Source organism: Nonomuraea sp. NPDC000554 (assembly GCF_040300065.1).
Classification (GTDB): Bacteria; Actinomycetota; Actinomycetes; order Streptosporangiales; family Streptosporangiaceae; genus Nonomuraea.
The window spans coordinates 84,104-105,635 of the sequence record NZ_JBEPDC010000005.1 but is presented as its reverse complement, the minus strand read 5'-3'; the positions used below and the strand labels follow the sequence as shown (position 1 = coordinate 105,635).

The 21,532-nt window shown below is 72.2% G+C and carries 20 protein-coding genes; 14 read left to right on the top strand and 6 right to left on the bottom strand.

The window, feature by feature from the left end; translation table 11 throughout:
- The first annotated feature begins 7 nt into the window (after positions 1-7).
- From ABT294_RS11730 to ABT294_RS11720, 3 genes are all read left to right on the top strand, one after another.
- Entirely contained in the window at positions 8-892 is an 885-nt protein-coding gene (locus ABT294_RS11730) for an NAD-dependent epimerase/dehydratase family protein (RefSeq protein ID WP_350805293.1), read from the top strand.
- A complete protein-coding gene (locus tag ABT294_RS11725) occupies positions 889-1,746 on the top strand; it encodes an RNA polymerase sigma-70 factor (RefSeq protein ID WP_350805292.1) in 858 nt (285 codons plus the stop codon). The genes ABT294_RS11730 and ABT294_RS11725 overlap by 4 nt, the downstream gene beginning before the upstream one ends.
- Before the next feature lie 90 nt (positions 1,747-1,836).
- The gene (locus tag ABT294_RS11720; RefSeq protein WP_350805291.1) at positions 1,837-2,589 is read left to right on the top strand and encodes an SDR family oxidoreductase; all 753 of its coding nucleotides are present in this window, start codon (positions 1,837-1,839) and stop codon (positions 2,587-2,589) included.
- Here the strand turns inward: ABT294_RS11720 and ABT294_RS11715 are convergent.
- On the bottom strand, positions 2,579-3,151 hold the full coding sequence (locus ABT294_RS11715; protein WP_350805288.1) for a TetR/AcrR family transcriptional regulator: 573 nt from the start codon (positions 3,149-3,151) through the stop codon (positions 2,579-2,581). The two genes, ABT294_RS11720 and ABT294_RS11715, sit on opposite strands and share 11 nt — an antisense overlap.
- Before the next feature lie 82 nt (positions 3,152-3,233).
- Between ABT294_RS11715 and ABT294_RS11710 the strand changes: the two genes are divergently transcribed.
- Together ABT294_RS11710 and ABT294_RS11705 are read left to right on the top strand one after the other, a co-directional pair.
- Positions 3,234-4,883 (top strand): NAD(P)/FAD-dependent oxidoreductase, encoded by a 1,650-nt coding sequence (locus ABT294_RS11710; RefSeq protein WP_350805287.1) that lies wholly within the window; start codon positions 3,234-3,236, stop codon positions 4,881-4,883.
- On the top strand, positions 4,880-6,346 hold the full coding sequence (locus ABT294_RS11705; RefSeq protein WP_350805285.1) for an ATP-binding protein: 1,467 nt from the start codon (positions 4,880-4,882) through the stop codon (positions 6,344-6,346). Before ABT294_RS11710 ends, ABT294_RS11705 begins: the two co-directional genes overlap by 4 nt.
- A gap of 5 nt (positions 6,347-6,351) precedes the next feature.
- On the opposite strand, the gene ABT294_RS11700 is transcribed toward ABT294_RS11705, so the two are convergent.
- Positions 6,352-7,410: an Lrp/AsnC family transcriptional regulator gene (locus ABT294_RS11700; protein ID WP_350805284.1), complete on the bottom strand. Its 1,059-nt coding sequence runs from the start codon at positions 7,408-7,410 to the stop codon at positions 6,352-6,354.
- Between the two features lie 127 nt (positions 7,411-7,537).
- Between ABT294_RS11700 and ABT294_RS11695 the strand changes: the two genes are divergently transcribed.
- From ABT294_RS11695 to ABT294_RS11680, 4 genes are all read left to right on the top strand, one after another.
- The gene (locus tag ABT294_RS11695) at positions 7,538-9,085 is read left to right on the top strand and encodes an AbgT family transporter (protein WP_350805282.1); all 1,548 of its coding nucleotides are present in this window, start codon (positions 7,538-7,540) and stop codon (positions 9,083-9,085) included.
- A gap of 50 nt (positions 9,086-9,135) precedes the next feature.
- On the top strand, positions 9,136-10,230 hold the full coding sequence (locus tag ABT294_RS11690) for a M20 family metallopeptidase (RefSeq protein ID WP_502912027.1): 1,095 nt from the start codon (positions 9,136-9,138) through the stop codon (positions 10,228-10,230).
- A gap of 66 nt (positions 10,231-10,296) precedes the next feature.
- Positions 10,297-11,364, top strand: coding sequence for an LLM class flavin-dependent oxidoreductase (locus ABT294_RS11685; protein ID WP_350805279.1), 1,068 nt, complete (start codon positions 10,297-10,299; stop codon positions 11,362-11,364).
- On the top strand, positions 11,364-12,869 hold the full coding sequence (locus tag ABT294_RS11680; protein WP_350805278.1) for an AMP-binding protein: 1,506 nt from the start codon (positions 11,364-11,366) through the stop codon (positions 12,867-12,869). Before ABT294_RS11685 ends, ABT294_RS11680 begins: the two co-directional genes overlap by 1 nt.
- A gap of 73 nt (positions 12,870-12,942) precedes the next feature.
- Here the strand turns inward: ABT294_RS11680 and ABT294_RS11675 are convergent, their stop codons facing one another.
- Complete coding sequence (locus tag ABT294_RS11675) at positions 12,943-13,533, bottom strand: TetR/AcrR family transcriptional regulator (protein ID WP_350805277.1); 591 nt, start codon at positions 13,531-13,533, stop codon at positions 12,943-12,945.
- 97 nt (positions 13,534-13,630) lie between these two features.
- On the opposite strand from ABT294_RS11675, the gene ABT294_RS11670 reads away from it, so the two are divergent.
- Complete coding sequence (locus ABT294_RS11670) at positions 13,631-14,776, top strand: cytochrome P450 (RefSeq protein WP_350805275.1); 1,146 nt, start codon at positions 13,631-13,633, stop codon at positions 14,774-14,776.
- Positions 14,777-14,815: 39 nt separating this feature from the next.
- On the opposite strand, the gene ABT294_RS11665 is transcribed toward ABT294_RS11670, so the two are convergent.
- On the bottom strand, positions 14,816-15,721 hold the full coding sequence (locus tag ABT294_RS11665; protein ID WP_350805273.1) for a cyclase family protein: 906 nt from the start codon (positions 15,719-15,721) through the stop codon (positions 14,816-14,818).
- Between the two features lie 31 nt (positions 15,722-15,752).
- Between ABT294_RS11665 and ABT294_RS11660 the strand changes: the two genes are divergently transcribed.
- Positions 15,753-16,958, top strand: coding sequence for a serine hydrolase domain-containing protein (locus ABT294_RS11660; RefSeq protein WP_350805272.1), 1,206 nt, complete (start codon positions 15,753-15,755; stop codon positions 16,956-16,958).
- Between the two features lie 194 nt (positions 16,959-17,152).
- Here the strand turns inward: ABT294_RS11660 and ABT294_RS11655 are convergent, their stop codons facing one another.
- The gene (locus ABT294_RS11655) at positions 17,153-18,010 is read right to left on the bottom strand and encodes an SDR family NAD(P)-dependent oxidoreductase (protein WP_350805691.1); all 858 of its coding nucleotides are present in this window, start codon (positions 18,008-18,010) and stop codon (positions 17,153-17,155) included.
- A 238-nt stretch (positions 18,011-18,248) separates the two neighbouring features.
- The gene (locus ABT294_RS11650; RefSeq protein ID WP_350805271.1) at positions 18,249-18,848 is read right to left on the bottom strand and encodes an isochorismatase family protein; all 600 of its coding nucleotides are present in this window, start codon (positions 18,846-18,848) and stop codon (positions 18,249-18,251) included.
- Between the two features lie 200 nt (positions 18,849-19,048).
- Here ABT294_RS11650 and ABT294_RS11645 point away from each other — a divergent pair, with 200 nt between their 5' ends.
- Genes ABT294_RS11645 through ABT294_RS11635 form a run of 3 tightly spaced genes read left to right on the top strand, consistent with a single transcriptional unit; the run spans position 19,049 to position 21,525 of the window.
- Positions 19,049-20,803 carry a serine/threonine protein kinase gene (locus tag ABT294_RS11645; RefSeq protein WP_350805270.1) on the top strand — a complete coding sequence of 585 codons (1,755 nt, stop codon included), beginning with the start codon at positions 19,049-19,051 and terminating at the stop codon, positions 20,801-20,803.
- Between the two features lie 42 nt (positions 20,804-20,845).
- Positions 20,846-21,205, top strand: a complete 360-nt coding sequence (locus tag ABT294_RS11640) for a Zn-ribbon domain-containing OB-fold protein (RefSeq protein ID WP_350805268.1) — start codon at positions 20,846-20,848, stop codon at positions 21,203-21,205.
- On the top strand, positions 21,202-21,525 hold the full coding sequence (locus ABT294_RS11635; RefSeq protein WP_350805267.1) for a VOC family protein: 324 nt from the start codon (positions 21,202-21,204) through the stop codon (positions 21,523-21,525). The genes ABT294_RS11640 and ABT294_RS11635 overlap by 4 nt, the downstream gene beginning before the upstream one ends.
- Positions 21,526-21,532: the final 7 nt, after the last annotated feature.

Below are 21,532 nucleotides of genomic sequence, written 5' to 3'. Positions count from 1 at the left end.
AGTGATCATGCGAGTTCTCGTCGCCGGCGCCACGGGCGTGATCGGACGCCGTCTCGTCCCGCTGCTGACCGCTGTGGGGCACGAGGTCGTCGGGCTGTCGAGGACGCCCGACCCGCGGGTGCCGGGCGTGGTGGCCGACGCGCTCGACCGCGACGCCACCATCAGGGCGGTCTGTGAGGTCGCCCCCGACGCGGTGGTGCACCTGCTGACCGCGATCCCCAAGACGATCAACCCGAGGAAGCTGTCGTCGGACTTCGCCCTCACCAACCGCCTGCGGACGGAGGGCACCCGCAATCTGATCGACGCGGCCCCCGGCGCCAGGTTCATCGCCCAGGGCCTCGCCTACGCCTACGACCCCGCCGAGGGCCTGGCCGACGAGGACGCCCCGCTCTGGCGGGACCCGCCGGCGCAGTACGCGCCGGTCGTCCGGGCGCTGACGGACCTTGAGCGCCAGACGGCCGAGGCGGGCGGCCTGGTGCTGCGGTTCGGCCATCTCACGGGGCCGGGCTCGGTCTACGCCGACGACGGCTCGACCACGCAGGCCGTCAGGGCGGGCAAGATGCCGATCGTCGGCGACGGCGGCTCGGTGCTGTCGTTCACCGACTCCCACGACGCCGCGACCGCGATCGTCGCCGCCCTCGACAGGGACGTCACCGGCGCGCTCAACGTGGTCGACGACACCCCGATCAGGTTCCGCGACTGGCTGCCCGCCTACGCGGCCAAGCTGGGCGCCCCGGAGCCCAAGCGGGTTCCGGCCTGGCTCGCCCGGCTCGCCGTGGGGAGCTTCGGCGTGGCGTACCTAACCAGGCTCCGCGGCGCCGACAACAGCCGGGCCAGGCTCTGCCTCAACTGGCGCCCCCGCCGCGCGGCGATGCTCGAGGAGACGGCATGATGCCGCCTGTGGATTTCGAGGAGTACCGTCCGCTGCTGCTCGGGCTGGCATACCGCCTGCTCGGCAGCATGTGGGACGCAGAGGACGTCGTACAGGAGGCCTGGCTGCGCTGGGAGGGCACGGACCAGGCGGAGATCAGGGAGCCGCGCGCCTTCCTGATCACCGTGGTGTCGCGGCTGGCGCTCGACCAGCTCCGCTCGGCGCGGGTCAAGCGCGAGGCGTACACGGGGCCGTGGCTGCCGGAGCCGGTGAGCACCGCGGAGGCGGGCCCGCTCGACACCGCCGAGCTGCGCGACACCGTCTCGTACGCGACCCTGCACCTGATGGAGCGCCTGTCGCCGCCGGAGCGGGCGGTGTTCGTGCTGCGCGAGGCGTTCGAGCTGCCGTACGACGAGATCGCCGGGATCGTCGGCTCGTCCGTCGCCAACGCCCGGCAGATGCATCACCGCGCCTCGACGCGGCTCGCGGGGGGCCGGGAGCGGTTCCGTCCCAGTGACGAGGAGCACGCCAGGCTGCTGCTGAAGTTCATGGACGCGGCGAGCGGCGGCGACCTGGCCGCGCTCACCGACCTGCTGCACGAGGACGTGGTGGCCTGGAACGACGGCGGCGGCAAGGTCCGCGCGGCGCTGCGCCCGATCCTGGGCCGTGCCAAGGTGGCGGCCTTCCTCACCGGGCTGATGTCCCGGTACGAGTTCCACGGCATGCGCCTGGTCGAGGCGAACGGCGGCCCCGCGCTGCTGACGGACATCGGCGACAACAGGCAGTTGATCGTCCTCGACATCCGCGACGGCCGGATCCAGGCGATGTACGGAGTGCTCAACCCGGAGAAGCTCACCCGCGTGCAAGCGGTCTGACGAACGGACGGGCCAAGGCCATCAGGTTCAGCACGCTCACCAAGCCCTGCGACCTGCTCAGCTGCCGGCCCTACGACCTATAGTCCCCGTATGGATCTCGGCATCAAGGGCAGGGTCGCCCTCGTCACCGGCGGCAGCGCGGGCATCGGGCTGGCCGCCGCGAAAAGCCTGGCACGCGAGGGTTGCGACGTCTGCGTCAGCGCGCGGAACCCGGAACGGCTGGCCGACGCGGTGGTGGAGCTGCAGGAGTTCGGCGGCGTGGTGCACGCGGTGCTGGCGGACGTGGAGGACCAGGAGGCCGCCTTCCGGGTGGTCGCCGAGACGCGCGAGGTGCTCGGGCCGATCGACATCCTGGTGGCCAACGCGGGCGGGCCGCCCGCCGGGCGCTTCGTCGACGTCAGCCTGGCCGACTGGGACGTCGCCGTCCAGCGCAACCTGCTCGGCACGGTCCGCCTGGTGCACGCGGTGCTGCCCGACATGCGCGAGCGCGGCTGGGGCCGCATCGTCACCATCACCAGCAGGTCGGTCCGCGAGGTGATCGACGGGCTTGCCCTGTCGAACGCGACCCGCTCGGCCGTGGCCGGGATCGTCCGCACCCTGGCCAGGGAGGTCGGCGGCGACGGGGTGCTGGTCAACAACGTGCTGCCCGGCCCGATCGACACCGAGCGGCTGCGCGAGCTGGGAGGCGACGTCGCCGCACGCGGCAAGGCCGTGCCGGTGGGGCGGATCGGACGTCCGGAGGAGGTGGGCGACGTGGTGGCGTTCCTGGCCAGCGAGCGTGCCTCGTTCGTGAACGGGATCTCGATGCTGGTCGACGGCGGCGAGAGCCGGGTCATCGCCTGAGGAGAGTCCGCACGATCGAGGCCGCCCACGGCCCCGGCTCGCCCGCCAGGTCGACCAGGTACGACAGGTTCGCCCGGTGGAAGCAGGCGCCCATCAGCAGCGCGGCGGCCGCGTCGGCGTCGATGCCGGGGTCGATCCTGCCGAGCCGCTGCTCCTCGGCGAGGACGCCCGCGACGGCCGCGATCGGCAGGTGCGGGCCGGTGCCCTGCTCGGCGAGCATCGCCCGGAACCCCGCCAGGAGCGACGGGTCGCCGAGCAGACCGGAGGCGATCAGCGCGGCCCGCGTGTAGAAGTCGACGGCGGCCAGCGCGAACTCGGTGACGTTGGCCGTCACGTCGCCCTGGCCGACGCCCTTGCGCAGGGTCTCCAGCGCGGGGCCGAGCGCGGGCAGCCGCTCCAGCAGGACGGCCAGGAGCAGCGCCTCCTTGCCGTCGAAGTGCTTGTAGAGCAGCGCCTCCGAGCAGCCGGCCAGCCGTGCGATCCGCTTCGTGGTGGCACCGGCCATGCCGTACTCGTGAATCGCCTGCTCGGCGGCGTCGAGGATGCGATCACGGGTGCCCATCGGGACATGATAAGAGGGCAGGCTCACGCATGGAGAAACGCGTGACATCCTTCCTTTAGGGACCACTGGAGAAGGTAGGGGCATGGACAAGCCGGTCATCGTGACGGTCGACGACGATCCGGGCGTGTCGCGGGCAGTCGCCCGTGACCTGAGACGCCGCTACGGCCAGCAGTACAGGATCGTCCGCGCCGAGGCCGCCGACCAGGGCATCGAGGCGGTCAAGGAAATGCGGTTGCGCGGCGACGAGGTGGCGGCGATCCTCGCCGACTACCGGATGCCGCAGATGAACGGGGTGCAGTTCCTGGAAGCCGCCATGGACATGTACCCGTACGCGCGCCGGGTGCTGCTGACGGCCTACGCCGACACCGACGCCGCGATCCAGGCGATCAACGTGGTCGACCTCGACCACTACCTGCTCAAGCCGTGGGACCCGCCGGAGGAGAAGTTCTACCCGGTGATCGACGGCCAGCTCGACGCGTGGCAGCGCACCGACAGGGTGGAAGTGGCGGAGTTGCGGGTGGTGGGTGACCGGTGGTCGGCCCCGTCCTACCAGGTGCGCGACTTCCTGGCCCGCAACCACGTGCCGTACCAGTGGATGCTGTCGGAGGACCCGGAAGGCGCCCAGCTCGTCGCGGCGGCCGGGGAGAACTGCCACCTGCCGCTGGTCGTCACGGCCGACGGGGTCACGCTGGAGTCGCCCGACCAGGCCACGCTGGCCAAGGCGGTGGGCCTGTCGACGACTCCCGCCACCGACTTCTACGACCTGATCGTGGTCGGCGGCGGCCCGGCCGGGCTGGGCGCGGCCGTGTACGGCGCGTCCGAGGGGCTGAAGACGGTGCTGGTCGAGGCGCACGCCTCGGGCGGTCAAGCGGGCCAGAGCTCCAGGATCGAGAACTACCTGGGCTTCCCCGACGGCGTCTCCGGCGGGCAGCTCGCCGACCGGGCACGCAGGCAGGCGCTGAAGTTCGGCGCCGAGCTGCTGACCGCGCGCAGGGTCACCCGCCTGGAGGCGCGCGGGCAGGCGCGGGTGGTCGGGTTCAAGGAGGGCGGCGAGATCGCGGCCCACGCGGTGATCCTGGCGACCGGCGTCACCTACCGCCGCCTGGACGCGCCCGGCCTCGACGACTTCGTCGGCAGGGGCGTCTTCTACGGCGCGGCCCTGACCGAGGCGCCGTCCTGCGAGGGCAGCGAGGTGTACGTGGTGGGCGCCGCCAACTCGGCCGGGCAGGCGGCCGTCTACCTGTCGGGATTTGCGAGCAAGGTCCATTTGTTGGTGAGGGGTGACGGTTTGGAGAAGTCCATGTCGCACTACCTCATCGAGCAGATCCAGGCGATCCCCACCATCGAGGTGCACGTCCAGACCCAGGTCACCGGCGGGCACGGCGACACGCACCTGGAAGGGCTCACGCTCTCGACCAAGGGCGAGGAGCGCACGGTCGACGCCCAGTGGGTGTTCGTCTTCATCGGCGCGGAGCCGTACACCTCGTGGCTGGGCGAGACGGTCGAGCGCGACGAGAAGGGCTTCGTGCTGACAGGGCCCGACCTGGTGCACGGCGGTAAGCGGCCGCGCAACTGGACACTCAGGCGCGAGCCGTACTTCCTGGAGACCAACGTGCCGGGAGTGCTGGCCGCGGGCGATGTGCGGGCCGACTCGATCAAGCGGGTGGCCTCCGCCGTCGGAGAGGGCGCGATGGCGGTCGCGCTGGTGCACCGTTACCTGGAGAAGCAATGACAGTCGACATCGACGAACTGCGCAAGCTCTTCCTGTTCGAACGCCTGACGGACGAGCAGCTCACCAAGCTGGCCATGAGCGGCCAGGTCCGCTCCTACGAGCAGAACGAGGACATCGTCCGGCAGGGCGATCCCGCCGACTGCTTCGCGGTGCTGATCGAGGGCGAGGTGCAGATGCTCTCCGAGACCGTCAGCGCCGGAACCATCGCCATGCCGCGCACCTCCCAGCCCGGCGTGTACGGCGGAGCCACCTCCGCCTACCTGGGCGATCGCGCGCCGCTGAACTACCAGAGCACGCTGCGCGCCACCGCGCCGTCGCGGATCTTCCTGCTGCCCGCCAAGAAGTTCGCGCACATCGTCGCCGAGTGGTTCCCGATGGCGATGCACCTGCTCGACGGGATGATGTCGGGCGGGCGGATGCAGCGGGAGGCCATCGACAGGCGGCAGCGGCTGACAGCGCTCGGCACGATCACGGCCGGGCTCACCCACGAGCTGAACAACCCGGCCGCGGCGGCCGTGCGCGCGGTGAGCGAGCTGCGCACCCTGATCAGGGCGTCCAGAAGGGGGCTGGCCCAGCTCGCCGAGGACGGCATACCGCCCGAGCGGCTGCGCGCGCTGATCGAGACGCAGGAGGCGTGCATGGAGGCGGTGGGCACGCTGCCGCCGCGCACGCCGCTGCAGATCTCCGACGCCGAGGACGAACTGGGCGAGGCGCTGGAGGAGCTGGGCGTCGACGACGCCTGGGACCTCGCTCCCGCGCTGGTCAACGCCGGGTTCGGCGGCGTACACCTGGAGAAGGTACGACAGAAGGTGGGCGAGGAGCACACGCCCGCCGCGCTGCGCTGGCTGTCGGAGGCGATCGAGATCTCCCAGATGCTCGGCGAGGTCACCGAGGCCACCGAGCGGATCACCTCGCTGATCCGCTCGGCCAAGCAGTACTCGCAGATGGACCGCGCGCCGTTCCAGATCTGCGACGTGCACGACTTGCTCGACAGCACGCTGGCCATCTTCCGCGGCAAGATCCCGCCCGGCATCAGCGTCGTCACCGACTACGACCGGACGCTGCCGCCGATCCCCGCCTACGGCGGCGAGCTGAACCAGGTGTGGACGAACCTCATCCACAACGCGCTCGACGCCATGGGCGAGGAGGGCACGCTCACCATCCGCACGGCGCACGACGAGGACGAGGCGATCATCGAGGTCGGCGACACCGGCCCCGGAGTGCCTGACGCGATCAAGGAGCGGATCTTCGAGCCGTTCTTCACCACGAAGTCGGTCGGCAAGGGCACCGGGCTCGGGCTCGACATCTCCTACCGGATCGTGGCCGGGCGGCACGGCGGCGAGCTCAAGGTGCGTTCGGTGCCCGGCGAGACGTGGTTCGAGGTGCGGCTCCCGCTGCGCGAGTCCACGGCGGAGCGTGAGTCGCGCAGCGAGTCCGGGGCGGCCCCCTCACCTGTGGCCTGAGGCCGTCAGCCGAGGAGGTGGCCGTCCTCGCGGCGGATCCAGTAGCGGCGCAGCATGCGCAGCACCACCGACACGTCGAGGGCGGTGATGCCGGGCAGGTGGGCGAGGTCCCTGGTGAGGAAGTCGCCCAGGTCGTCCTCGTGCCGGAAGACGCCCTGGTGGATGACCGACGTGGTGCCCGCCACGATGGACACGTACCGCGCCGACGGGTGCCCGGCCAGCTCCTCGGCGACGGGCTGGATCGCCCCCGGGGCGGTTCTCAGCGCGATGATCGCCTCCAGCGAGTACCCGAGCAGCGCGGGCTCGACCTCCACGCGCGGGCGCACCACGCCGCGCCGTAGCAGCGACTGGATCAGCCGGTAGGCGGTCGACTGGCTGATCCCGAGCGCGCGGGCCGCCTGCGCCGCGGTGATCCTGCCGTTGCCGCGCAGCAGCCGGAGCGCCCCGTGCTCCTCCTCACCGAGCACGGCAGGCGCGGTAGGCGCGGCGCGCGACGCACCGCGCTCGCGGCCTGCGGGGGACGCAACGGCCCGCTCGCGCCCGGCGGGGGGCGCGGCGGGCTGGCCGCGCTCTGGTTCGGCGGTCGCTTCGAGCGCCTTGACCTGGTCGTCGCCCAGCCGGTGCAGCCGCCAGGAGTCGGCCTTGGTCAGCGCGCGCAGCACCAGCTCGGAGTGGGTGGAGACGACCCCGGGCACCGAGGGCAGCCGCGCCGACAGCAGTTCGTGCGCCTGCTCGCGGTCGGCCGGGTGGACGGCGCAGTAGACGTCGGCCCTGCCAGTGGTCTCGGCGACGAGCTGCGCCTCCGGTAGCTCGGCCAGCGCCGTCGCCACCTGCCCGGACGCGCCGGGCGCGGTGGTGACCCAGACGTGCCGGGGATTGCCCTCCGCGCGCGCGGACCAGTCGAGCTGGCCGATCACCCGCAGGATCCGCTGCTCCTCCAGCCGGAGCAGCCGCCGGCCCACCGTGCTGGCGGACAGGCCGAGCACGTCGGCGAGGGCGGCGGCGGAGGCGCGTGGCGCGACCTGCAGCGCCGCGACCAGGTCCAGATCGACATCATCCAGCACGATCAGACTGTATCGCGCAATACCTCCGCACGATACGAATGATTCCGTCAGCCGTGAGATTTTACTTGCCAAATTCCGTCACGTGCCTCTGTAATGGTTGACCACAAAACGGAAAGGGGTCTTACCGGTGAGCACGTCCGCAGAGGCCGTATCAGGATCGAGGTCGCTGAACGGGCTGCTACGCGTCCTGGGCGGCATCGAACGTCTCGGCAACCGGCTGCCTCACCCGTTCTGGCTGTTCGTCATCCTGAGCGCGGTGCTGGCGTTGGTGAGCTGGGGGCTGTCGGCCGCCGGAGTGTCGGCGGTGAACCCGGCGACGGGCAAGAGCGTGGCCGCCAAGAACCTGCTGTCGGCCGACGGCGTCCAGATGATGGTCAACGACGTGATCAAGAACTACACGTCGTTCCCACCGCTCGGCACGATCCTGGTGGTCATGCTGGGCGTCGCCGTCGCCGAGCGGTCGGGGCTGCTGGCCGCCGTGCTGCGCGCGGGCGTCGCCAGGGTCTCCCCCAGGTGGGTGACGTTCGCGCTGGCCTTCACCGGCATGGTGGCGCACGTCGCGTCCGACGCCGCGTACGTGGTGCTGATCCCACTGGGCGCGCTGGCGTTCCGCACCGTGGGGCGCAGCCCGATCATCGGCATCGTGGTGGCGTTCGTCTCCATCTCGGCGGGCTACGACGCGAGCCCGCTGGTCACGCCGGTCGACGCGGTGCTGTCGGGGCTGACCACCGCCGCCGCGCACACCATCGACCCGCAGTACGTCGTCACCCCGCTGGCCAACTACTTCTTCTCGCTCGCCTCCTCCGTGGTGCTGGCCCTGGTGATCACCGTGGTCGCCGAGAAGGTGCTGGCGCGCCGGGTCGACTCGCTCCCCGTCGACGCCGAGGCCGACGAGGACGGCCTGGGCGAGCTGGCGCTGAGCCCGCAGGAGCGGCGCGGGCTGCGCGCCGCGCTGGTCGCGCTCGTGGTGTTCGTGGCCGCGCTGGTGCTGGCCGTGCTGCCCAGCGGCTCGCCGCTGCGCGGCGAGGGCGGCAGCATCGTGCAGTCGCCGCTGCTCACCTCGATCGCCGTCTTCCTCGGGCTGGCCTTCCTGGCCGCCGGCTGGGCCTACGGCAGGGCGGCGGGCAGCATCACCGGCGGCCGGGACGTCCCCGCGTTCATGGCCCACGGGTTCCGCGAGATGGCGCCGATCCTGGTGCTGTTCTTCGCCATCTCCCAGTTCCTCGCGTACTTCAAGTGGACCGGCATCGGCGAGATCATCGCGATCGACGGCGCCGACCTGCTGAAGTCGGCCGGGGTGACCGGGCCCGTGGTGTTCCTCGGCATCCTGCTCGTGGTCACCGTGATCAACCTGGTGGTGACCAGCGGCTCGGCGCAGTGGGCGCTGGTGGGGCCGGTGTTCGTGCCGATGCTGATGCTGCTGAACATCCCGCCGGAGTACACCCAGGCGCTCTACCGCATCGCCGACTCCTGCACCAACGCGATCACGCCGATGAGCCCGTACTTCGTGATGGCGCTCGGCTTCCTGCAGCGCTACCGCCGCTCGGCCGGGATCGGGACGCTGGCCTCGATGACGGTGCCGCTGTCGCTGTCGCTGCTCGTGGTGTGGACGCTGCTGTTCTTCGTCTTCTGGTGGCTCGGCGTCCCGCTGGGCCCCGGAGCCCCCGTCCGTTAGAGAGGATTGACGTGTCGATCACCGACTGGACCCGGCAGGCCCTGCCCGCCATGCTCGACGACCTGAAGGACCTGGTCGAGCTGGAGACCCACAGCTACGACAGGCCCGGGCTGCGCAAGGGGCTCGACGGGGTGCGCGCGCTGGCGGTCGAGCGGCTGGGCGTGCCGTCCCAGGAGGTCCTGCACGACGGCGGCGAGCGCGGTGACGTGCTGGAGCTGACCTACCCCGGGACACTGCCGGGCACGGTGCTGCTGCTCAGCCACTACGACACGGTCTGGCCCGCCGGGACCCTGGCCGGGTGGCCGTTCACCGTGGCCGACGGCCGGGTCAGCGGCCCCGGTGTGTTCGACATGAAGGCCGGGCTGGTGCAGTCGATCTGGGCGCTGCGCGGGCTGCGCGCGCTCGGCCTGCCGCACCCGTCCGTCCGGTACCTGTTCAACGGCGACGAGGAGATCGGCAGCCCGTTCTCGCGTCCGTACATCGAGGCGGCCAGCGAGGGCGCGCTGGCCAGTCTGGTGTTCGAGGCGTCGGCGGGCGGCGCGGTGAAGACGGCGCGCAAGGGGGTCGGCCTGTTCGAGCTGAGCGTGACCGGCGTCGAGGCGCACGCGGGGCTCGACCCCGACAAGGGGGCGAGCGCCATCCACGCACTGGCCGAGCTGGTCACCAAGGTCGCCGGGGCGGGGGCCCGCGAGCGCGGCACCACCGTCAACGTCGGGCTGATCAGCGGCGGCACCGGGCGCAACGTGGCCGCCGGGCACGCCACCAGCGGGATCGACGTGCGGGTGACCGACGTGGCGGAGATGGGACGCATCGACGACGTCTTCGCCGACCTGCGCGCCTCCGACCCGCGCGTGCAGGTCTCGCTCACGGGCGACTGGAACCGGCCGCCCATGACGCCCAACCCGCCGTCGCAGCGGCTCTTCGAGCAGGCGCGGGCGGTCGCGGCCGAGCTGGGGTGGCCGCTGAAGGAGGTGGCGGTCGGCGGCACGAGCGACGGCAACTTCGTCTCGGCGCTCGGACGTCCGGTGCTCGACGGCCTGGGCGCGGTCGGCGACGGCGCGCACGCGCGGCACGAGCACGTGCTGGTGGACCACATCCCGGCACGCACGGCGCTGACGATCGGACTGATCGCCGCGCTCTCCTAGGACAACGGCGGCAGGAGCTGGTACGCTCCCAAGCGAGCGCTTGGTTCACTTCCGAGGGGCTGCCGCATGAAGTTCTCCACCTTCCACCTCTTCCACCGGTTCGACGGTCAGAGCTTCAAGGACGTCTACGACTACCACCTTGAACTGATCGAGCTGGCCGAGGAGCTGGGGTTCGACGGGGTACGGCTGGCCGAGCACCACTTCCGCGACTACGGCGTGGCGCCGAACCTGTTCACCGTGCTCGCCCACGCCGCCGCGCGCACCTCGCGCCTGCGCCTGGGCACCGGGATCGTGGTGCTGCCGCTGCACAACCCGATCCACGTGGCCGAGGAGGCCGCGCAGGTGGACGTGCTCTCCGGCGGCCGCCTCGACCTGGGCATCGGACGCGGCTACCAGAGCTTCGAGTTCGAAGGCTTCGGCATCGACCTGGCCGAGGCCCGCGACCGGTTCAACGAGGCGCTGGAGGTGATCCTGGGCCTGTGGACCCGCGACACCTTCCAGCACGAGGGCAAGTTCTACCGGACCGGCACCGAGGTCGCGCTCGCCCCCCGCCCGCTCCAGGCCCCGCACCCCCCGATCCACGTCGCCGCCGTCTCCCCCGAGACCGTCACCATGTACGCCGAGCGCGGCCTGCCGATCCTGGCCGACCCCGCCGCCCCGTTCCGCAAGGTCGTCGACGCCGCCGCGAACTGGCGGGAGACGGCCGCCCGCGCCGGCCACCCTGCCGGGGCCGAGCTGGTGGTGGCCCGCAGCGTCTACGTCGCGCCGACCGTGGAGCAGGCGCGCGAGGACCAGGCCAGGTTCGAGGCGGCCTTCGACCGCTCGCGCATCTTCAACGCCAAGAGCGCCCCCATCGACCCGAAGACCGGCAAGGCCGCCCAGGGGTTCGAGTACTACCAGGACCGCTACCTCAAGGGCGGCTCGGTCACCCCCGACTTCCGCTGGGAGCAACTGGAGGTCATCGGGGACCCGGCCCGCGTGATCGAGCAGGTCACGCTGCTGCGTGACGCCGGGTTCGGCAACCTGCTGTGCGACTTCGGCAGCACCCGCCCGATGCCGCTGGACGAGATGAAGAAGGTCATGCGCTTCTTCGCCGCCGAGGTCATGCCCGCCTTCCGCGCCCAGGAGGGGTGATGATCCACAGCCTGTCCCTGTCCGACGTCGTCGCCGAGCACGCCCGCAGCCGTCCGCAGGTGACGGCCGTGGTGGACGGCGATCTGCGGCTCACCTACCCCGAGCTCGACGCCCGCGTCACCCGCCTCGCCGACGCGCTGGCGGCGCGCGGCGTGACAGCCGGGGAGCGGGTCCTCTGGCTCGGCCAGAACGCGCACACGGTGCTGGAACTACTGCTGGCCTGCTCCCGGCTGGGGGCCGTCTGCTGCCCGGCCAACTGGCGGCAGTCGGCCGACGAGCTGCGCTTCGTCCTGGACGATCTGGGGCCCCGCGTGGTCGTCTGGGAGCCGTCGGACGCCGTCTCGGCCCTGCACGCGGAGGGCCGCCCCGGATCGAACAGGGCCTGGGTGCAGGCGGGCGCCTCGTACGAGGCGATGCTGGCGGAGGCGTCCGAGCGGGAGTTCCCGCAGGTCGACGACCGCGAGCCGGTGCTCGCCCTGTACACCGCCGCCTTCGACGGACGTCCCCGCGCGGCCCTGCTCAGCAGCGCGGCGCTCGTCGCGCACAGCGCGGCGCTGCTCGTGGTCCGCCAGATGGAGCCGGGGTTCACCTTCCTCAACAACGGGCCGCTCTTCCACGTCGGCACCATGATGTTCTGCCTGGCCACGCTCCAGATCGGCGGCACCAACGTGTTCACGCCCGCGTTCGACGCCGAGGAGGTGTGCCGGCTCATCGACGCCGAACGGGTGACGCAGGCGTTCCTGTTCGGGCAGATGATCGACGCGGTGGTCGCGGCCAACGCCGGGCGCAAGTACGACCTGTCGTCGCTCAGGTTCGTCTCGCACTCCGCCGAGTGGGACGAGATGATCACGGTGGACGACTCGCCGTGGTGCCGATCGAAGATGGGCGGGTACGGGCAGACCGAGGTGGGCGGGATGCTCACCTTCCTCGGGCTCGCTCCGGGCGCGGCGGGGTTCGCGGGCCGGCCGTCGCCGCTGGTGCAGGTGCGAATTCTCGGTCCGGACGGGGTCGAGCTGCCGCCGGGCGAGGTGGGGGAGATCTGCGCGCGCGGCAAGAGCCTATTTTCCGGATATTTCGCCCGTCCTGACTTAAATGCTGCTAAGTCGCGGTACGGCTGGCATCACACCGGCGACCTCGGACGCCGGGAGCCCGACGGCACGATCACCTTCATCGGCCCCGTGCTCCGCATGATCAAGTCGGGGGTGGAGAACATCTACCCGGCGGAGGTGGAGCGGGCGCTCAAGAGCCACCCCGCCGTCGCCGACGCGGCCGTCATCGGAGTCCCCGACGCCACCTGGCACCAGGCGGTCAAGGCGGTCGTGGCGCTCAGGGCCGGCGCCTCGGCGACGTCCGAGGAGCTGGTCGAGCACGTGAGGGGGCTGCTCGCGTCGTACAAGAAGCCCAGGCACGTCGACTTCGTGGACGCGATCCCCAAGCGCGGCTTCACCCCCGACTACGACGCCCTCGACGAGGCCCACGGCGGCGGGAACTACCCCGGCGCCTGACCCCACCTCACCCTCGCCCGGCGTCCCGGCGCGCGTCGGGACGCCGCGCACGGGGACGCCGTCGCGCGCGGCGCTACAGGGGCAGGCCCGACTCCAGGTGAGCCAGGGCCCGGTCCAACTCGGCGGGGCCGTCCATGCCGGGGTCCTTGGACCATGCGAGCCAGAGCGCCACTGTCACGCCGGTGATCGCGCCGGTGACGTTGCGCACCTCCGGGTCGTCCACGTCGCGTCCGGCCCGCTCGGCCAGGATCTCCTGCAGCGTGCGCAGGGTCCGCCCGACGTTCTCCAGGCTGGCCGCCCACAACTCGGGGACGCTCAGCATGAGCTTCTCCCGCTCCACCCCCTCGGCGACCTCCTCGGGCGAGCGCCCCTCGACCATGGCCGCCATCGCCGCCCGGACGGCCGCGATCGGGCCCACCTCCCGCGGCACCTCCCTCAGCGCGTCCAGGAAGGTCGGATACGCCTCGACCAGCACCAGATCCTCTTTGGACGGGAAGTAACGGAACACCGTGCTCGGCGCCACCTCGGCGGCCTCGGCGATCTGCTCGACCGTGGTGGCCGTGTAGCCCTGCTCGCGGAACAGCCGCACCGCCTCCTTCTGGATCAGCGCTCTGGTCTTGGCCTTCTTCCGCTCACGCAGTCCCTGCACGGGCCGGTCACTCATGGGTCCGATTCTCGGGGGTCGCGCGCCCTCCGTCCACTTATGGGAGATCATCGGCTTTTGGTAGACAGCTCACAAATGAGAGTCTACTGTCAAAATCATGGACCTGCCCGTGAAGCGCACGCCCGGATGCCCCTTCGACCCGCCGCCCGAGCTCGCCGACCTGCCCCCGATGGGCCGGCTCGTCTTCTCGGACGGCCATCACGGCTGGCTCGCCACCAGCCACGACGCCGTCAGGACCGTCCTCGCCGACCCACGGTTCAGCACGAGGCCGAACCTGAAGCACTCCCCCGTCCCCGCCGGCCAGGACAGGCGCCCCGCCCCGCCCGGCCTGTTCGCCGGCATGGACCCGCCCGAGCACAGCCGCTACCGCCGCCTGCTGACAGGCCAGTTCACCGTGCGCAGGATGCGGCAGCTCGAACCGCGCATCGAGCGCATCACCGCCGACCGGCTCGACGCGATGGCCGCGCAGGGGCCTCCGGTGGACCTGGTCCAGGCGTACGCGCTGCCCGTCCCGTCTCTTGTGATCTGCGAGCTGCTCGGCGTCCCGTACACCGACCACGGCTTCTTCCAGGAGCAGACGGCGGACCTGGTCCAGCTGGGCACCGACTCCCGGCGGTCCGTCGCCGAGCTCACCCGCTACCTGGGCGAGCTGGTGCGGCGCAAGCGCGCCGACCCCGGCGACGACCTGATCAGCGGCCTGACCGGCGAGCTCACCGACGAGGAGCTGACCAACGTCGCCTTCCTTCTGCTCGTGGCGGGCCACGAGACCACCGCGAACATGCTGGGGCTCGGCGTCTTCGCGCTGCTCCAGCACCCCGAACAGCGGGCGCTGCTGGACGCCGACGTGGACAACGCGGTCGAGGAACTGCTGCGCTGGCTGTCGATCCTGCACCTGGGCGCACCCACCCGGGCCGCCCTGGAGGACGTCGAGATCGCGGGCGAGCTGGTCAGGGCCGGGGAGACGGTGTCGATGTCGTTGCCCGCCGCGAACAGGGACAAGGAGGTGTTCGACGACCCCGCCGCGCTCAGGCTCGACCGGCCGGGGGCGCGCAGGCACCTGGCGTTCGGGCACGGCGTCCACCAGTGCCTGGGGCAGCAGCTCGCCAGGATCGAGATGCGGATCGGCTACCGCGCCCTGTTCGAGCGGTTCCCGACCCTGCGGCTGGCCGTGCCGGCGGACGAGGTGCCGACGAAGGACGACGCCGTGGTCTTCGGCGTCCGCAGCCTGCCGGTCGCCTGGTAACCCGGCTCGCCCGCCGGGCGGAGGAGCCCGATCGTGCGGTCAGAGGATCGCCAGGGGGTTGATCGGGCTGCCCGTGCCGCCCTCGATCAGGAGCGGGGCGGCGACGAAGACGAACTCGTCGCGTCCCGACGCGCTCAACTCCTCCAGCCAGAGCATCTCGATCAGGTGGATGCCGTGGCGGTGCAGGAGGATGAGGTGCAGGTCGTCCTCCAGCGCCTCGTCGGCGAGCTGCCCGGCGTTCAGCCCGCCGATCGCCGCGTTGTCGGCGGCCACGGCGCAGACGTCGCGCTCGGCCAGCCAGCGGCCCGCGTCGGCCGACAGGCCGGGCTGGCCCGACCAGTACTCCTCCCGCGAGCGCTGCCAGACGGCGGGCCAGCCGGTGCGGATCACGGCGACGTCGCCAGGACGCAGGGCGGGGCCGGCCAGCTCGTCCGGGGAGATGCGGTGGCCGGCCGGGAGGTGGTCGAGGCCCAGATGGCGGGGCACGTCGAAGAGGACTCCCCTGGCGACGACCCCGCCCACCTGCTCGATGCCGCACCGCGTCGCGCCGTAGGACCGGACGCGGGCCGCCGGGTGGCCGTTGTACAGCTCGTCGCCCGACCACATGTGGCAGAGCGCGTCCATGTGCGTGGTCGTGCCGTGGTGGGTGACGATCAGCGCGTCGTCGGCCACCCGCAGCCCCGCGCCCACCGGCCGCGCTCCCGCCGCGTAGTCGCCGCCGTCCACGGACATGAAGTGCTGCGGCAGCGGACGTCCCCGCAGGTGCGGAACCGTCGTCGGGGCCGGTGAGGAGGTGGCGCCCCTGATCGGCATCGCCAGGCTGAGCACCCGCCCCGAGGTCGCGGACGCGAGCGCGCCGAGCACCACCTCGGGCGTGAGCAGGTTCAGCGTCCCGCGCTGGTCGTCTGGGCCGAAGCGGCCCCAGTTGTTAGGCTCGGCAACCAAGTAAGCGCTTCCTTTCTCGAGCGGAGGTCCCATGCACTGCGATCCACGGTTCGCGCGCGTGCGCGAGGTGTTCGAGCGTCATTTCGCCGACGGCGAGGAGCTGGGCGCCGCGTTCGCGGTGTACCTCGACGGCGAGCTGGTCGTGGACCTCTGGGACGGCGTCGCCGACCGGCACACCGGGCGGCGCTGGCAGGAGGACACCCCGGCGTTCGCGTACTCGTGCACCAAGGCGATCACCGCCACCGTGCTGCTCCAGCTCGCCGAGCGCGGGCTCGTGGACGTCACGGGCCCGGTGACGGAGGTGTGGCCGGAGTTCGCGTCCGGCGGCAAGGCGGGGGTCACCGTCGAGCACCTGCTCACCCACCAGGCGGGGCTGCCGGTGGTGGAGTCGCCCGTGCCGGTGGAGGAGTTCGGGGACCTGGCGGCGATCGCGTCCCGGCTGGCCGGGCAGACGCCGCTGTGGGAGCCCGGGACGGTGCACGGGTACCACGCGCTGACGTACGGGTTCCTGGTGGGAGAGGTCGTGCGGCGGGTCACCGGCAAGTCGGTGGGCGACCTGGTGGCGGCCGAGATCGCCGGCCCCCTCGGCCTGGACCTGTGGCTGGGCGCCCCGGACGAGGTGATCGCCCGCACCGCCCGCCTGACCGCCGGCGACCGTCCCGTCCAGAACGGGACCCCCGATGAGGCGGAGGCAGCAGGCGACGGGAGCGCTCCGAGTGGCGCGGCGAGCGCCGGACGGGAGGGCGGGGCCGATCCGATCGCGCAGATTGCGCGGGCCGCGCTCGACCCCGACAGCCTGATGAACCGCGCACTCGGCAACCCGAGCATGCAGCTGTTCAAGGGCGGCGCGAACCACCCCGCCATCCTGCGAGCGGGCTGGCCCGCAGCGGGCGTCGTCACCACGGCACGCGGGCTGGCGGGCTTCTACCAGTCGCTGATCGCCGGGGACATCCTGCGGCCGGAGACGCTCCGCGACGCCGTCCGCGCCCGGGTCAGCGGGCCTGACCGGGTGCTGTATCTCGACAGCTCGTTCGGCCTCGGGTACATGCGGCCCTCGATGACGTTCCTCGTGCCCTCCGACAGCGCGTTCGGCCACACCGGCATGGGCGGCTTCCTCGGCCTCGGCGACACCGAACGCGGCCTGGCCATCGCGTACGTGATGAACAGGATGGCCGACGCGGCATCCGGCAGCATGCGCGCCTTCCACCTGACGGAGGCCGTCTACCAGTCCCTCTGACATCCGCCCACCATCCGGCACGCCACGCGTCGAGCCGGCGCCGTGCGGACCGGCGCCGTGTGGGACGTTGCCGTGCGGACCGGCGTCGTGTGGGACGTTGTCGGCTGGCGGGGCAGCGTGGTGCGAGGTGGCGACGTCCGGCAGAGCGGCGTCCAGCGGAGTGGCGGCCGGTTGGGCGGTGTCCGGCATGGCGTTCAGTGCATTGTCACGCCGCCGCTCACCGACAGGGTCTGGCCGGTGAGGTAGGCGGCGCGGTCCGTGCAGAGGTAGGCGACCAGGCCCGCCACGTCGGCGGGCGTCCCGAGGCGGCGCAGCGGGACGCCCCGGACGATCTTCTCCACCAGCCCCGGTTCTGCGGCGGAGACGCGGCGCAGCATCGGCGTGTCGGTGGGCCCCGGGCAGACCACGTTCGCGGTGACGTTCCCCCTCGCCGCCTCGCGGGCCAGCGTCTTGGCCAGCCCGAACAGCCCCGCCTTGGTGGCGGCGTACGCGCCCTCCCCGCCCGACCCCGCCCGTGCCCCGTCGGAGGAGATGAACACCAGCCGCCCCCAGCCCCGCTCCAGCATGCCGGGCAGGAGCAGCTTGGTCATCAGCATCGGTCCCCGCAGGTTGACCTGCCACATGAGGTCCCAGCTGGCCGGATCGCTGTCGACGAACGGCTCGACGACGGAGACCCCCGCGTTGTGGACGCAGATGTCGGCTCGCCCGACGGCCGCGCAGAACTCCGCTATCGAGCCCGGCGACGTCAGATCCACCCCCATCGCCACCGCCACGCCCACCTCACCGATGCTCCCCGTCACCCCTGAGCCAGGCGCGAGCCCACCAGCCGAACCGGTCCCGCCCACCCCGCCGGCCGGAGCAGCCCCTTCCTCCCCACCGGTCGGACCTGTTCCGGTCAAGGCGGCGGCTGTCTTCTCTGCGCCTGCCAGGTCCACGTCGGCGATGATCACCCGGGCGCCGAGTGCGACGAGGTCCGTGGCGATGGCCGTGCCGATCGCACCCGCTGCCCCGGTCACCACGGCCACCCGCCCGTCGAGCCGCAACCCCTCCATCAACGCCCGGCCCTCCCCCACGCTGACCTCGCCTCGCGCCCTTCCATCAGCACCTCTCCACTGCGCGTCCACCAGCACCGCGCCAAGGCAGCGCGTTATCGGCCCTGTTCCATCAGCCCAGCTCTGTTCCATCGGCACCGCGCCAAGGCAGCGCGCCGCCGGCCCTGCTCCTGCGGCACCGCTCCGTCCAGCACTCATCCCCTCCTCGGCGCACGCCGGGCGGCCCGGCGGATTCCCGTCAGTGGCCTGCCTTCCACTCGTCGATCAGTTGCGCGGTGGTGGTGCGGGTGGCCAGGAGGCTGAGGGTGTGTTTCAGGACCGCCTGCGCGTAGTCCTCCGGGATCCCCGCGACCGCGTCCGTCACCACCGTGACCCGGTAGCCCAGGTTGACCGCCTCCAGGGCGAGCCCGGGGATGCCGAGGTTGAGCGACACGCCGACCGCCACCACCGTGGAGACCCCGAGCGAACGCAGGGTCATGTCGAGCGGGGTGCCGGTGAAGGGGGAGAAGCCGTGGTGGCGTCTGCTCTCCAGGTCGGAGCCGTCCCAGAGTTCGGGCAGGACGTCGACGGCGGGCGTGCCTTCCAGCATGTGCGCGGGGTCTCTCAGCAGGGCGGTGATGAACGGGCAGTTGTCGGTGTACGAGCCTGCGCGGTCGGCGCGGAAGGCGGCGGTGCAGTGGATCACCGGGAGGCCCGCCGCACGGGCCGCCTGGAGGAGCGCGGCGGTGTGGGCGACCACGTCGTGCCGAGCACAGGCGTCCACCAGGTCCGGAAATTTCGTGAGGTCGCCGATCACGCCCCGCTGCATCTCCATGACCAGCACGGCCGCACGCCCCACCGGGCACCTCCATTTAGCCGAGCGCTTGCTTGGTGAATGCGAGCATATCACCCCGAGCCGCCGCGATCACGACGACCGCACGCCAACCCGCCTGGCGGCCACGCGGCCAGTTTCGTGGTGGGGAAATTTCGGGACTAGTGACAACCGGAACCCCGGGTGAGACCGTCGAACGGAAGACGGCCGCGCGATGGGGGTTGGACTTGGTCCCTGGTTACCGCGAAGTACGCCAGCTCGGCGCCGGCCGCACCGGCCGCGTCTTCCTCGCCACCTACGAGACCACCGGCGCCTACGTGGCGATCAAGTACCTGAACGCCACCCTCCGCAGGGACGCCGAGTTCATGGACCGCTTCCGGGCCGACACCCACACCCTCGTCGAGCTCGACGACCCTCACGTGGTCAAGCTCTACGAGTACGTCGAGACCCCCACCAGGGCGGCCGTGGTGACGGAGCTGGTCGACGGCGTGTCGCTGCGCACCCTGCTCGCCGAGCACGGCAGGACCAGCCCCGAAGCAGCGCTGACCGTGCTGAAGGCGACGCTGCTCGCCCTGGCCGCCGCCCACGACAAGGGGGTGCCGCACCGCGACGTCAAGCCGGAGAACGTCCTGGTGCAGGCCGACGGAGCGAGCAAGCTGGCCGACTTCGGCGTGGTGGTGCACGCGGAGGAGCCGGGAGTGCCCGCAGGAAGCCCGCCGTACATGTCCCCAGAACTATGGACACAACGGACATCTGGCCCGCCCGCCGACCTGTACGCGGCGGCCTGCGTGCTGTTCGAGGCCGTCAAGGGACGGCCGCCGTACCGGGCGGACGGCGCCCTGGCCCTGCGCGACCAGCACCTGATGGAGCCGGTGCCGCTGGAGGTCGTCCCCGACGCGCTGCGCGACCTGCTCAAGCGCGGGCTGGCCAAGGACCCGGCGGCCAGGTACGCCTCGGCCAGGCAGTTCGCGGCCGAGCTGGAGGAGGACGCGGTCGCGGGGTACGGCCCCGACTGGGAGCAGCGCGGACGCCGCCACCTGGGGGAACTGGCGACGCTGCTCGCCCTGCGCTTCCCGCTGGCCAAGCCGGACGCCACGGCCGACGCCCCCGCCAGGGCGCGCGACCGGGTCAGGGTGCCGAGGCTGCCGCCGCACCTGTGGATCGCGGGCGCGACCGTGGCGACCGTCATGATCGCCCTACTCGCGTCCGGCGGACGCCTGCCGCCCGGCCCCGGCACCGTCCTGATGCCGCCTCCCGAGACCACCGAGCCGACCCCCACCACGCCGGCCCCCACCACGCCGGACGCCGCAACCCGCACGCCCACGAGCCCGCGCACGAGCGCCCGCACGAGCGCGCGCCCGACCGGTCCCACGAGAGCCGATCCCACGACGCCGCCACCCGTGCCGAGGACGTCCGCGCCGGTTCCCACCGGTCCGCTGAGCGCCCGCGCGGCCCCCAGTCCGGCGGTCCAGTCGGCGAGCATCGTGCAGTGGAGCGGCTCGGCGGGCGCGGTGCGGGTCGCCGCCGACGGCCCCGGCCCGGTGCGGCTGCAGGTCTCCTTCACCCGCCGCGACGACGACGGACCCGCCAGGACGGTCGCCCACGAGGCCCGCACGCTGGCCGGGAACACCGCCTACACCGACACCGTCCTGCGCGACCTCGGCGCCGTGCCGTGCGGCAGGCGCGCCCACTTCGGCCTCGTCGTCCTGACGGAGCCGGCGGCGGCCAACGGCCCCCAGGTGAGCGAGGTCGAGGTTGCGGGCCCCTCCTGCCCGACACCGTCGCCCACCGATCTCCCCACGGGAAGCACGTCCGCCCCTACCACCGCGAAGCACCCGTCGACGCCCCTCTCGGAGCCCCATGCGACGGCATCGGAGCCCGGCGACGCCGGGACGCCGGCGGCGGTCGGCCCCTCGGCCACGGCGGCCCGCGCGCCGGCGCCTGGAAGCCCGTCTCCGGAAGGCGCGGCGCCCGACGAGTAGCGCTCTTGTCGGCTAACCAAGCGTGCGCTAGCTTGGCTAACGATGAGCGGTGACACCTCTGCCTACTGGGCCGCCTGCAGGCGCGGCGAGCTGGTCATCCAGCGCTGCGCGTCCTGCGACCGGCGGGTCCACCTGCCCGCGGCCGAGTGCCCGTGGTGCGGCGGCGAGCCGATCTTCGAGCCCGTGTCCGGCGAGGGGGTGGTGCACACGTTCACCGTGGTGCACCGCTCGTTCGTCCCCGAGTACCGGGGACGCGAGCCGTACGTGGCCGCCTGGGTGGACCTGCCGGAGGGGGCGCGGGCGTTCGGGCACGTCGTGGGGTGCCCCCCGGAAGAGGTACGCATCGGCCTGCCGGTGCGGGTGACGTTCGTGGACGACCTACCGCACTGGAGGCCCGCATGAGACTCGGCAACGTGCTGATCCCGGTCGCCGACCTGGACCAGGCGATCGCGTTCTACGGCCTGCCGGTGAAGTTCCGCGACGGCGACAGGTTCGCCGCCCTGGACGGCGGCGGCGTCACGGTGGCGCTGGCCGGCCCCGCCGAGCACGTCACCGCCGCCGTCGCGGTCTCGTACAAGGTGGAGGACGTGGCGCGAGCCGTGGGCGAGCTGTCTGCGCGGGGCGCCGAGGTGGTGCGGGCGCCCGAGGACGGGCCGCACGAAACGCGAGCCGTGCTGCGCGACCCGTCAGGAAACGTCTTCGTGCTCTATTCACCCCGCTGATTCGGAG